The following is a 13,271-nucleotide window of genomic DNA, read 5'->3' as shown; positions in this document are numbered from 1 at the left end:
TCTCGTATCGCAATCCCCCAATAAAACGTTGGGAGATACTAAGAGAATATGAGATCACTATAATTTATGTACAACAAGTAATTTAACTTGTCTTGATAAAATTTTCTAATGGTCACGCTTCACAGATTTCAGCTTACACACTTTCAATAATCTGGTTGAAAGGTACGGCTAGCATAGCCTCAAGCATCTCCGCTTTTTCACTGTCTTCCCGCCATACCAGATACAGCGACTGCTCCATCACCGGGGCTCCTTCTACCGGGAACAGCAGGCCATCCTGAACGCTGGCAGCCACGACAGGTGAAGGCAAGAAACCAACGCCTTTATTATTAATCAGGAACTCCAAAGCCATCTTGCTGGAGTGGGTATGCATGATTGGTGTCTTCTGCAGTTCGGCTATCCGACTATGCTCAACCGAAAAACGGGTTCCCCAGTCCAAATAGACAAGAGGAAGAGATTTAAGCTGCTCCATATCGCAACTTTTCTCTTTCGTCACTAATTGAAGTTGATAATCCCGAACCTTAGTTACCTGCAGGTTCTCAATCTTGGGTGGCTCAGAGGTGATTGCCACATCCACACTTTTATCTAACAGTTGTTTCGCGAGGCTTTGGCGCGGAATTGACTCCAAACGGAGCGCAAGCCCATCGACATGCTGGTAGATACGGCTGACCCAATCGGAGATCCCATCAAACTCCCAAAACATCGGTGAGGCACCAATGGTGACCTGCTGATTGAGCGATTCAGTTAGAGCCACATCCTGCCTTGCCCTGCCCCAGGTTTGCAGTATCGCCTCAGCATAAGGCTGCAGACGTTCACCGGCAGCGGTGAGGTGGACATTACCCCTCTGGCGTGAAAACAAATCATTCCCCAACTGGGTTTCCAGTTGGCGAATGCGAAAGCTCACTGCAGACTGAGTAAGAAACAGGTTGTCTGCAGCACGACCAAAGTGACGTGTTTTGGTCACTTCAAGAAAGGTTCTGAGTAGTTCAGTATCCACTAGGTCCTCGACATCGAAGATAATAGAATAAAGGGCGCATATTACATCTGATTCTCATCTCATCTTAATCAATTTTTTTTATCGTGACGACGAAAATTTTTTGATTTACAAGATCAACAACCTGAAAGAATATCTGCGTAAATTACGTTCGGAAGCATATTCGATGAGAAGTGTAGGCAAATTTTACGACGATAAAAATTTCCCACGAGGCTTCAGCCGTTCAGGTGTTTTCACTGTTAGCGAAGCTCAATTATTAGAAAACTATGGTCGCACCATGCGCGGCCTCGCTGATGGTTCACTGATCCCAGAAACGGATAATGAACAAGACTTTCTGTCTGAGATCACAGGTTCAAAAGATATTCAATCCAGCTATGCAAAGTGCTGGGCTAAATACGTGAACAAGACCACAAATAAAGTACGCAGTTATACCCTTTGTGTTTCGCAACGAAAACAAAGCAATAACGACTACGAAGATGAAGATGTCGATAACGATTTAGACATCTAACAGAGTAATGCACAATTACTCAATACATTACCCATTATCGAATAAGCCATCCACCCTTCGTGCGATGGCTTACTTCTTTTTTATCCCTGTCAAAAGAGACAGTAATTAGGCGATTGTTATGAAGATTTGTTTTGTTATGTATCCGTGGGACAAAGTTGAGCCAGAAAATGACTCGACATTGCGTCTGATCCACGAGGCTGCCACACGCGGTCACACGGTTGCCATTACAACACCGAATAATCTGACTATGCGACACAGTACGGCTATTGCATTCTGCCAAGTACTGAAAAAGGGCGCGGTATCTAGCAATATCCCTAGCTTTTATCGCAAGGCGGAATTTCGCAAGGCCCAGCTGCCACTGGCTGGCTTTGATGTTATTTTCATGCGCGCCAACCCGCCACTGGATACCATGGCACTAAACTTCCTCGATTCCGTTCGCGACCATACCTTTATCATGAACGACATCGACGGTTTGCGTGTGGCAAACAACAAGCTATACACCACATCGCTGCCAGATCCAAACAACGAGTTCATTCCGGTGACCCATGTGTCGAAGAACCGCGATTACTTGGAACGTGTTCTGGAAGAAAACCCAAATGAACGCATGATCATGAAACCGCTAAACGGTTATGGCGGCAAGGGGGTCATTCTTGTTGAGAAAAGTGCCAAGTCTAGCGTGAAATCATTGCTGGATTTCTACATTGGCGACGACAAGAACTACGTGATTCTACAGGATTACATCGAAGGGGCGGAAGAAGGTGATGTTCGCATCATGATGCTCAACGGTGAGCCAATTGGTGCAATGCGCCGCGTACCAGCCAAAGGCGATGTGCGCTCTAACATCCACGCCGGCGGCAAAGAAGTGAAACATACGCTGACCAAACAAGAGCTTCGCTTGTGTAAGCATATCGGTCCAAAGCTGGTTCGCGATGGCCTTTACTTTGTAGGGCTGGATGTTATCAACGGCAAACTGGTTGAAGTCAACGTACTGAGCCCTGGCGGCATTACTCGTATCAACCGCTTGAACCGTACCAAACTACAAGCACAGGTCATTGATTTTGCTGAAAGTGTTGTGATGGCTAAAGAAGTCAGTATCAACCGTAAAAATGAATTTCGTCAGGTGATTGCCGATGCTACAACTTTCTGAAGCGGAAGTACTGGAGAAAATCCAGCAACTTGTTCCGTTTGAAGCCCAGCTTAACGATGGAAGCTTGACCATTCGTATCAGCGAATATCAGCCATATATCGCAACAGCTATCCATCACGGTCACCGCCTGCGCGGTGATCTGATGCCAAAGTGTCTGTTGGCTGAAGAGGAACGTTATTTTGAGGAAGATCCCTTCACGGGCGATTTCATTTCCTCGCTGCCTATCGTGCTTCAGGGCGAGGACTCACGCTACGAGTATGACTTGAACCGTGCACCTGAAAACTGCATTTACGACGAAGCCTGGGGCAAACCGGTTTGGCAAACACCGCTTTCTGATGACGAGCGGGCGGTGTCACTGGCCAAGCATAACTGCTACTACCGTATTTTGGCGTGCCTGATTGACACGCTGGAGAGCAAGTTTGGCCTTTGTCTGCTGTATGATATTCACTCATACAACTACCAGCGCATTGAGCGAGATGTGCCTGTATTTAACTTGGGTACGAAGCAAGTCAATACCCGCCGCTGGCGCAAGGAAATTGACAGCTTGGTCGGCAAGCTGCGTAACATCGAGCTGCCAAATATTGATGTCACGGCAGAAGTAAATGATGTTTTTCAAGGGATGGGCTATCAAGCCAGCTTTGTCAAAACCAACTTCGCCAATACACTGATCATGCCGTTGGAAGTGAAGAAGGTCTTCATGGACGAAGAGCGCGGTGAAAGCTTTCCGTTGGTTATCGAGAAACTGCGTGCTGATATGAAAAACGTGTTGACCGAACACGCCGCAGAAACCATCTTGCGTCGGACCAAGGTCAAAAAACTGACCAGCAGCCATGTGCTTGCTTCCAAGTTGCCACGAGAGGTGCTGAAACTCGATCGCCAGCTGTTTTCGATTGCCAGAGGGGTAAATACCCTTAGCTATATCAACCCGCTGAATATCAAGCAGGAGAAACGTCGGTTCTTGCACCGTCCATATGACTACCAGCCTGACTTTACGTACCGTCAGCTGAACCTGGACCCGTTCAAGTTCCGCGAACAGCTTTACCGCCTGCCAGTGGAAGATATCCGTGATGCGGATATTCAGGCGATGTACCGCAAGGTTATCGATCAGCTTGCAGTCCGTATCGACCTACTGACCAGTATCGGCACGGAAGAGTTCTTGTACAACTCGCTGCGCTACTATGGCCAGCCGGATCAGAACGACATCGCCAATGCAAACTTTATCTTGCACGCCGGTGAGTACAGCGAGCCAGATGAAGAGACAATCTCCGCTCAGGAAGCGATTGAGGCTTTCAAGCAAGCTGCCGATGAATACGGGATGAAGTGTAAAGTTGCGGGTTCCAAGCAATTGATCGCCCGTGCGATGGTCAGTGGCCGGACAATCAAGGTCAACCAAGGCGCGAAGTTTAACCGCAAGGACTTGGATGCCCTGATCCACCACGAGCTGGGTGTGCACCTTGTAACCAGCGCCAACGCCGATTTGCAACCTCTAAAGGTACTGAAGCTGGGCCTGCCGGGTAACACCCACTCCCAGGAGGGTTTGGCCATATTGTGTGAGCACCTATCGGGAAGTTTCCCGCTGCACCGCCTGAAAACACTGGCGCTGAGGGTTATTGCTGTCGATATGATGGTCAAGGGAGAGAGCTTTAATGAGACCTTCCATGTTCTTAAGCATGATTATGGTATCAGCAATGATCAAGCCTTTACCGTTACCGCCCGGGCATACCGTGGCGGAGGCTTCACCAAGGACTACCTGTACCTAAAGGGGCTTAAGGATGCACTATATGCCTATGCCAGTGAAGATCTCACGTCGATGTTCATCGGTAAAACCGGTTTTGAATTCAAGCCACTGCTGGATGAATTGATCACCCGAGAAATCCTCAAAAAGCCGGCTTACTTACCCAAAGCACTAACGATGAAGGATACCAGCGACCCTATCATCAACTACTTGCTCAAGTGCATTAAGTAAAACGGTTATAATCCAAATAGCCGCCAGGTCATCCCTGGCGGCTTTCTTTTTGCCGGAAGGAAAGATACGATAAGTCAATACTGCGAAGTTTCCGACAGGCATATAGATTAAGCATGGACTACATCCAACAGGCCCTGGATGCCTACAATAGCCCCCATCGTCACAACTTCAACTTAAACAACAAAACCATCTCGAACCTTGACGCTGTCACCTACTACCTGTCGCAAGCCCTCAATGCGACAAAAGGCGGAGAGAGAGCCGATACCCTCATCACCTTGGCGAATATCGACAGCTTCCGAGGGAACATCGAACAGGCGATTCTAGGCTATTCCCAGGCACAGTCCGTTGCCAATCACCGACAACAAATAACACTCCATTTCTATCTAGCCCTATGGCATCACTACCAGGGAAACATAACACCTGTCAGCCAGCATATAGAGCAACTCTCGGGCCTCGATGCCAGTTCCGCGCAAGACGCACTGGGAATTATCGAGATTCTTGAGGAACAACTCAGTACCTCCATTTGTTATCATCACAATGTTCACTCCCCTAAACACCCCCCGGCTTCACAGCATGCCATTGTGACCCTTGGCTACAAGCTTAACAGCGACGGAACAATTGCTCGCCCTCTGAAACAGCGATTAGAGCAAACCCTCAAGCTTGCTAGACACTTACCGGGTAGCCTCATCATTGTCACCGGAGGGCTTGAAGTGGCTGGCACCACCGAAGCGGCACAAATGAAAAAGTGGCTGGTCGAACATGGCATAAAAAGCGATCGGATTATCAAAGAAGAGCAAGCAGCCAACACCATCGAGAACGCCCAAAACAGCCTAGCAATATTACAAGAGCACCCGATACAACATGCAACCTTGGTCAGCGCGTCTATTCATGTTCACCGTACACAAATCCTGTTTGAGACCATTCAGCTCTGCCAAAAGCAAGTCAGAGGCCAGAGACAAAACTTTCACATTGCATTTGACCACCTCGCCGTCGCGGATGGATTATCCCCCGACCACTTTCCTTCTGGGCAAACACGCATCAATTGTTACATTGATGCGCTTCGAAGTTATGGATTACCCGCTTTTCAATGGGGGGACATCCACCAGATTTAAATAGACAAAATAAAAAAGCCAACCTTACGGTTGGCTATGATTGGCAAATAGAACTCAATGATAAAAGCCTCGGTACTCGGTATAATCATAGGGCTCGAGTTCATACTTACTTTCTAAGAAAGTGATCAAGTCAACCAAGTCGGTGACCATCATCACATCGTTATAACTCGGCATAATCGACTCTCCCGACCGAGTGACAACTTGTGGATCATATCCGGATGCAATACGGTGCGAAGGGTTTATGACCGAAATTACCAATTCTTGATATTTCTTAAGTGACGGAACTTTACCTCCCAACGCAACACTTACACCGGACTCATCCAAAACCTCAGGTCGCTCATAACCTTCCATGACATGGCAGCTCAAACACTGGTAGTGAATAAACAATTCTTCACCATGAGCCGCATTGCCCGGTGGCAATGTAAATGCAGCTGTGTTGCCACGCTCCGGCGGTTCACAACCTGTCAGCATAATGGCCAATAAGGTACCAAATACTAATGTAAAATATTTCATAACTTACCACCTGTTCTTTAGTTTGTTTTTTCAGCAGATTATGAGGCTCAGGTAAGTGTAGTTGCAGATATGCGAGTCATCACTGCGATTGACGAATGTTTTATTGCCGTTTGATCACAATCAAAGCCAGCCCTTAGGCTGGCGTGCAATAACAATTGTTAAAACTAGCTAAATTAAATAACGCCCAGTTCGCGTAGCCGATCCATCAAGTAGCTATTTGCAGTATGACGCTCTGACAGCACTACTTCTGGCTTTGGATGCAAAAACAGCGGCAGTGAGATACGCGCTTTGGTCTTATCTGCACCTTCTGGGTTGATCACACGGTGGGTGGTAGAGGGGAAGTAGCCACCAGAGGCTTCTTGCAGCATGTCACCGATGTTGATGATCAAGTGACCGAAGTCGCATGGAACATCCAACCACTCACCTTCTTTTGTCATTACCTGCAAACCTGGCTCATTAGCCGCAGGCAGCACCGTAAGCAAGTTGATATCTTCATGGGCGCCTGCACGGATTGCACCGAGTTCTTCGTCACCATTCAACGGCGGGTAATGAAGTACGCGCAACAAGGTTTTTTCGCTACCATCAATCATGGATGACAGTGGCTGTGAGTAAAACGCTGATACCTCAGCTGGAGAATGAACTTCCACCCAGCCTAGCAGTTGGCTAGCAAGTTTGTTTGCTTCCTCGTAGTAATGCTGAAGCTCTGCATTTAGCGTGTCAGGGCACTGGCCCCACGGGTAAAAATGAAAATATTCTTTGATGTCTTTTTTGCTATGCCCCTTCGCCACTTCAGAAACTTCGGCAGGGAAAAAACCATCCTGGGTCTCGGTATTGAATCGAAACGCTTCTTTCTCGTCAGAGTTGAAAAAGCCATACCAGTTATCATAAATTGACTGAACCAGCTGCTGCTGGATCGGATGGTTCTTCAATACCCCGAAGCCTGTACGTCGAAGAGACTCGACAAAGCGCTCAGCGGCATCAGGTGCGTTATAATCTACAGCTTCCAATTTCATTTGTTATCTTCTTCTATCTAACTGACTTGTAATGTTTATAGCACCGACGTAATCGGTTGCATCGGATTCTATCCTTTGCAAATAGCCACCAACACCGTCATTTTGGAAACATTCTGTTTACATCAAGAAACAAAAAAAAGCCTCCGCGAGTGCAGAGGCGATTCCAGCAAATAACAAACACATTTCATTAATGTTAATTACACCCAATAATGCGCCGCTTAGCTAATTGGGGTAATCAGCAAAGAGGGGCATTAATAAGCCATGCTATGAGCACTTCTCTCAAGCACGGAGACAATATAATGGATACAAGGCCGATAAACTTACCATTGCGCGCCACCTACAGTCATCACAGCCTGGATGTTAGCTTTCTATTGATTCACTTTTTCTCTGATAACGACCACAATGCCTTCAACCCGAACCACTTCTACCAGCGTACCTGCTGGTATATTGGATTCTGATTTGGCCGACCACGTCGTATCGCCAAGCTGCAAACGCCCCGGCCCGACGGGGAAGTCTTTCTCAAGCACACAAGTTTGGCCAACCAGTTGTTCACTGCGCTGGTTCAAGCAGCGTTGCTCGTCACCGGCTTTATCTTTCGTATGCTGATAACGCCACCACAGCCAGGTAGTGAACAAACAGAACACAGCGAATGTCAGCCACTGCATCTCCCAGCCTAGCGGAATAAAAAAGAGAATCACGCCAACCAGCAATGCCGATACCCCAAGCCACAGCAGATAACCGGCAGTACCCAACAACTCCAACAGCAGCAACACTAGACCCAATGCCAACCAGTGCCACACATTCATTTGCTCAAGTATCGTGATCATGCCGGATTAACCTTGTCGCCCTCTTTTTTACCCCCGGTCTGACTTAGGATCTCAGTGATCCCCGCAATAGAGCCCATCAGGCCTGTCGCTTCCAGCGGTAGCATTATAATTTTACCATTATCAGCCTGACCGATAGTTTTCAGCGCATCGGTGTAGCCCTGAGCGATAAAGTAGTTCACAGCCTGCAGATCACCCTTGGCAATGGCATCAGACACCATAGCCGTCGCTCTTGCCTCTGCTTCTGCAGCACGCTCCCTGGCTTCTGCCTGCAATATAGCCGCTTGCTTGTCACCTTCAGCTCGCAAGATCTCTGATTGCTTGTGGCCCTCAGCACGCAAGATTTCAGCCTGCCTTACCCCTTCCGCTTCGAGCACCTCAGCACGCTTGTTACGCTCTGCTTTCATTTGGGCGTTCATGGCGGAAGTGAGATCAGCTGGCGGCTGGACATCTTTGATTTCGATACGGGTGACTTTCACCCCCCAAGGGTTCGTCGCTTGGTCAACAATGCTCAGCAAGCGACTATTGATGGTATCGCGCTGAGAGAGCATCTCATCAAGCTCCATTGAACCCAGAACCGTACGAATATTGGTAAGCGTAAGATTACGAATAGCATGCTCGAGATCGGTCACCTCATAAGCCGCCTTGGCCGCATCAATTACCTGTACGAAACACACCGCGTCAATGGTCACATTGGCGTTATCCCGAGAAATCACCTCTTGGGCGGGGATATCCAGCACGCGCTCCATCATATTAATCTTGTTACCAACTTGATCGATAAACGGCACGATGAGATTCAGACCAGGTCGTAATGTTTTGGTATAACGACCAAAGCGCTCTACCGTCCACTCACTACCCTGTGGAACGGTTTTGACTCCAGAGGCAATAAACACAATTGCCACTATGATAAATATTCCCACAGTGATCAAAGTATCGTACGGCATCTCTTTCTCCTTAATAAACAGCGTTCAGTTGGTAATCAGAATAGCGTATGCAACCATCTCAATACAATGGCTAGTGCACTGATTTAACATAAAAAACCAATAAAATATCGTGAATTCATCAACAGCAGTTTTCACACTCGAAAACGACCAACTTGCCCATGTAGTTGCTGGCATTGCTGCGCCAGCTGGCCAAATGCCGTTTTAGTGGTAGTAATTTTATCAACCACTCCTTGGCTTTTATCTGCAATTAGCTGGACATTATGGCTGATATTTTCACTGGCCTGGCTCTGCTGATTAGCCGCTGTCGCAATTTGCACATTCATATCGTTGATCACTTCAATTGAGTGACTGATGTGATCTAACGATTCGTTAGCAGTATTTGCTTGGCCTACCGTTGCTATCCCGCTCTCTCGACTCCGTTCCATAGCCTCTACCGCCTCTTTGGCACCCTGCTGCAACCGTTCGATCATCGCTTGAATTTCACCGGTACTCATTTGGGTTTTACTTGCCAGTGTTCGCACTTCGTCGGCGACCACAGCAAACCCGCGTCCTTTTTCACCGGCACGCGCCGCTTCAATGGCGGCATTAAGAGCCAACAAATTCGTTTGCTCGGCAATCCCCCGGATCACATCCAAGATCTTGGCAATGTTAACAACGTCCCTTTCAAGCGCCGAGATAACCAGGCTTGAGCTCTCGATATCATCTGCCAACTGATGAATCGACTCTACAGCCTCCCCCAATACCAATTTTGCTGCCCTTGCTTCATTGCTAGCATGCAGGCTGGCTCTTGCCGCTTCATCGGCATGACGGCTGACATCTTCACTGGTGGCACTCATTTCATGAACAGCAGTGGCGACATGGGCGCTTTCTTCTTGCTGGGCCGTCGCATGGCTTGCAACATCTTGGGATGAATGCTGGATATTGCCTGTCGCCTGCTGCACCACCTCAAGTGTCGCCGATACATCCGATATTGTGTGGTGAATCGTCGACACAAACGCATTGAAGCCTTCTGCAAACTGCCCAACCTCGTCTTGGCTATCCACCGTGACACGCTGGGTCAAATCACCATTGCCCGAGGCAATATCGTACATCGCAACAGAAAGTCGCTTTAAAGGGGAGACAATGATATTTGAAAGTAGCCAAGTTCCAACAAGGGAAAATAACACGGTCATCCCCCCTCCAACCTCAAGCAGGATCGTTGCGTGGTCAACTTTCTTATACAATTCAAGCTTTACGGCTTGTTCTTCCGCTTCAATTGCCGTACGCAGTAACATGAAGTGGTCAATCAATGAGGTAAACCCCTTATTCATCTCTTCACGATTAACGGAATAATACCCCTCAGCCAATGAAGGGTTGTCGAAGATATATTGATAATGCTCTATCCACTGCTGATATTTTTTTTCGATGGCATTGAGGTGCTGTTGGCTTGGACCATCAATATACCCTTCGGAAATTAACGATTGAGCAGACAGCAATCGAGGTAAGGCTTTGGGCTCATTATCAGTAAACAGCCCTTTGTTGTAGGCAAGTAGCTCTGAATCCCCGGCAGCTAGAACAATACCTTGTGCCGCGGTAATTACCTGATACAGATCCCTATAGCCCTGATCCATCTGTGACAGCACAGGTTGGATAGTCTGATCATGGAATTCAATCATGCGATTTTGATCGCTGGACACTCCCACCACAAGGCTAAAACACACCACAAACATAGTAATGGCAAAAATGACGGGGATCATCAGCTTCCAGCGAAAACTAAGGTGATGAATCAATGACATAACACACTCCAAAATATTGTTTCCCCTCTTGATCTCGACAGCTTGCCGCTACCTGTCAAGCAGTAACCAAGAAACAATATCGAAGGCTAACGACAACAACAATGCGCAGTGATAAATCAAAGAGGTATGAATTGAAGCGCCATCTTAGCATCCAGCCATTTGCTGGTTATCAACTGATGTAAATTATACAACCAAGCTCATTACAACCATTTCCCATACACAACGCTTTGAGCCATTGATGACCCATATCGTCAGTTATATAAAAATCTGGCAACTCCTTAATTTTATTGAAAATTAAAAGTGCAGCATGAACCACCATCACGCTCTACCGAAGATGCCCTTTGCCGATCGCAAACCGCGGGTTGATGATTTCTACCATCTTGCAGGTCAATTTAAGCGCCACTCGAGCCACTTCACAGTTTGGTGCAACTGCTAGCCGTCTCTTATACGGCGACTAGCGATCAATAAGCAAATAAGCAAACTCCGTGGGCAATCCCTCCATACTTAGGTATGATCTACGGATTGCCCTCATTATGTGTATTGCCCATGTATCTCAATAACCTTAAACAGTATTTTGGCTTCGATAGCCTGCGTCCAGGTCAAGATAAAGTGATCAGCAAGGTCGTTGATGGCCATTCAGCTGCCGCTATCTTCCCAACCGGATCTGGCAAATCACTGTGCTACCAACTTCCGGCTCTACAGCTTCCTCACCTGACGCTCGTGATCTCGCCGCTGTTGGCATTGATGAAAGACCAAATCAGTTTCCTGCACAGCAAAGGCATACAGGCCGCCTCTATCGATTCGAGCCAGACATGGGAAGAGACTCAGCAGGTAATGCAAGGGGTGCGCTCCGGCAACATTAAGATCCTGATGATTTCAGTCGAGAGATTAAACAATGAGCGCTTTCGTCAGTTTATCTCCCAAGTACCTATCTCATTGCTGGTGGTCGATGAAGCCCACTGTATTTCCGAGTGGGGACATAACTTCCGCCCCGATTACCTCAAGCTCCCGCAATACCGCCAGTTGCTTAATATTCCTCAGGTCCTCTTGCTGACAGCAACAGCCACACCCGCGGTGATCAGTGATATGGGGCAAAAGTTTGGCATTAATTCAGACGATATCGTTATCACTGGCTTCTATCGCCACAATCTCGATTTGACCATTGCCCCGACGCCGGAAAATGAAAAGCAAGCGGCTTTATTCCAAACACTCAGCAGCAATCCATCACTGCCGAGCATTGTTTATGTGACCTTGCAAAAAACAGCGGAAGATTTGGCGGTTTACTTACAACAGCAAGGTATGATGGCACAGGCTTATCATGCAGGGATGGATAGCGAGCGCCGCCAGCAAATCCAAAATGACTTCATGGCAGGCAAGCACCAATGCATCATTGCGACTATCGCTTTCGGCATGGGGATCGATAAATCTGATATCCGCCGGGTAATCCACTTTGATCTGCCTAAATCGATTGAAAACTATAGTCAGGAAATTGGCCGCGCCGGTCGTGATGGCCTGCACTCTGATTGTATTTTGCTTGGCAGCAAGTCTGGACTGAATGTATTAGAGAATTTTGTTTATGGCGACACGCCGGATCAATCAGCGATTGAAACAGTACTTAGGCTGATCCAACAAAATGTACCTCAATGGGAGGTCGTGCAATTACGCTTATCCAAGGAAAGTAACATCCGCATGCTGCCATTGAAGACCCTGCTGGTGTACTTGGAAATGGCCGACATCATTGAGCCTCAATACACCTACTTTGCAGATTATCGCTTCAAGCTACTTGTTGATCAGCAATTTATCATCAACCAGTTCCAGGGAGAGAGGCAGCAGTTCGTCAGCGATATATTTGCTTGCTCGCCAAAGGCACGTACCTGGCACACTGTTGACTTTGATGCGTTGTGGCAGACCACACAAGCAGAGAGAAAGCGTGTTGTGGCCGCCATCGACTATTTCAGCGAAAAGGGCTGGGTGGCATTGGAAAGCAAGCAAATGACCGATGTGTACCGGGTGACCAACCCCAATTTCGATATCGGTCGAGAGGCTACACGCCTCTATCAGTTGTTCAAAGCCAAGGAGCAGAGTGAAATCTCAAGGCTAGACAACATGCTTTCCTTCTTCGAAAGCGAGCAATGCCTCAGCCATAAGCTGGCCAGTTACTTTGCCGATCACCACGCCCCGCAGCAATGCGGCCACTGCTCAGTTTGCCGGGGTAATATTGCAACACTACCTTCAGACACCCAACAGGCCGAAGTCTCCGAGAACATGCTAAAGGCTTGGTGCGACCCATTTATTGCCGCTTGCCCGACCCCACCTTCGGCAGCAGCGATCACGCGCTTCCTTTGCGGTATGACAAGTCCGCTTCATACTACAATCAAAGCCCGCCAGCTGTCTGGCTTTGGCAAAATGGAACAATACCCGTTCCAGCAAACCCTGACGCAAATTAGTCAGTGTTATCCGCACCTTACCTAACTTGAC

Annotated in this window: 11 protein-coding genes; 5 read left to right on the top strand and 6 right to left on the bottom strand. The window is 47.8% G+C overall.

What is annotated here, in order from left to right; all coding sequences use genetic code 11:
* Positions 1-133 precede the first annotated feature (133 nt).
* Complete coding sequence (gene hdfR / locus C9J03_RS13900) at positions 134-994, bottom strand: HTH-type transcriptional regulator HdfR (protein ID WP_039456092.1); 861 nt, start codon at positions 992-994, stop codon at positions 134-136.
* Positions 995-1,094: 100 nt separating this feature from the next.
* On the opposite strand from hdfR, the gene C9J03_RS13895 reads away from it, so the two are divergent.
* The 4 genes from C9J03_RS13895 to C9J03_RS13880 all read left to right on the top strand — a co-directional run bounded on the left by C9J03_RS13895 (position 1,095) and on the right by C9J03_RS13880 (position 5,724).
* Positions 1,095-1,499 (top strand): MaoP family protein, encoded by a 405-nt coding sequence (locus tag C9J03_RS13895; protein WP_331435669.1) that lies wholly within the window; start codon positions 1,095-1,097, stop codon positions 1,497-1,499.
* 118 nt (positions 1,500-1,617) lie between these two features.
* Positions 1,618-2,646: a glutathione synthase gene (gshB, locus tag C9J03_RS13890; RefSeq protein ID WP_044621392.1), complete on the top strand. Its 1,029-nt coding sequence runs from the start codon at positions 1,618-1,620 to the stop codon at positions 2,644-2,646.
* Positions 2,630-4,612, top strand: a complete 1,983-nt coding sequence (locus C9J03_RS13885) for a flavohemoglobin expression-modulating QEGLA motif protein (RefSeq protein ID WP_044621393.1) — start codon at positions 2,630-2,632, stop codon at positions 4,610-4,612. The genes gshB and C9J03_RS13885 overlap by 17 nt, the downstream gene beginning before the upstream one ends.
* Positions 4,613-4,725: 113 nt before the next feature.
* Positions 4,726-5,724, top strand: coding sequence for a YdcF family protein (locus tag C9J03_RS13880; protein ID WP_044621394.1), 999 nt, complete (start codon positions 4,726-4,728; stop codon positions 5,722-5,724).
* A gap of 54 nt (positions 5,725-5,778) precedes the next feature.
* Here the strand turns inward: C9J03_RS13880 and C9J03_RS13875 are convergent, their stop codons facing one another.
* From C9J03_RS13875 to C9J03_RS13855, 5 genes are all read right to left on the bottom strand, one after another.
* Entirely contained in the window at positions 5,779-6,237 is a 459-nt protein-coding gene (locus tag C9J03_RS13875; protein WP_044621395.1) for a cytochrome c, read from the bottom strand.
* A gap of 173 nt (positions 6,238-6,410) precedes the next feature.
* Positions 6,411-7,250 carry a 2OG-Fe(II) oxygenase family protein gene (locus C9J03_RS13870; protein ID WP_044621396.1) on the bottom strand — a complete coding sequence of 280 codons (840 nt, stop codon included), beginning with the start codon at positions 7,248-7,250 and terminating at the stop codon, positions 6,411-6,413.
* Between the two features lie 368 nt (positions 7,251-7,618).
* Positions 7,619-8,077, bottom strand: a complete 459-nt coding sequence (locus C9J03_RS13865) for an NfeD family protein (protein WP_044621397.1) — start codon at positions 8,075-8,077, stop codon at positions 7,619-7,621.
* The gene (locus tag C9J03_RS13860) at positions 8,074-9,018 is read right to left on the bottom strand and encodes an SPFH domain-containing protein (RefSeq protein WP_039456115.1); all 945 of its coding nucleotides are present in this window, start codon (positions 9,016-9,018) and stop codon (positions 8,074-8,076) included. The genes C9J03_RS13865 and C9J03_RS13860 overlap by 4 nt, the downstream gene beginning before the upstream one ends.
* Positions 9,019-9,149: 131 nt before the next feature.
* Complete coding sequence (locus C9J03_RS13855) at positions 9,150-10,793, bottom strand: methyl-accepting chemotaxis protein (protein WP_044621398.1); 1,644 nt, start codon at positions 10,791-10,793, stop codon at positions 9,150-9,152.
* Between the two features lie 546 nt (positions 10,794-11,339).
* Between C9J03_RS13855 and C9J03_RS13850 the strand changes: the two genes are divergently transcribed.
* Entirely contained in the window at positions 11,340-13,265 is a 1,926-nt protein-coding gene (locus C9J03_RS13850; protein ID WP_044621399.1) for a RecQ family ATP-dependent DNA helicase, read from the top strand.
* Positions 13,266-13,271: the final 6 nt, after the last annotated feature.

The sequence above is a fragment of the Photobacterium gaetbulicola genome, assembly GCF_003025515.1.
GTDB classification, from domain to species: Bacteria; Pseudomonadota; Gammaproteobacteria; order Enterobacterales; family Vibrionaceae; genus Photobacterium; species Photobacterium gaetbulicola.
Note: the sequence above shows the minus strand (reverse complement) of the source record. Positions and strands in the feature narration are given on the sequence as shown.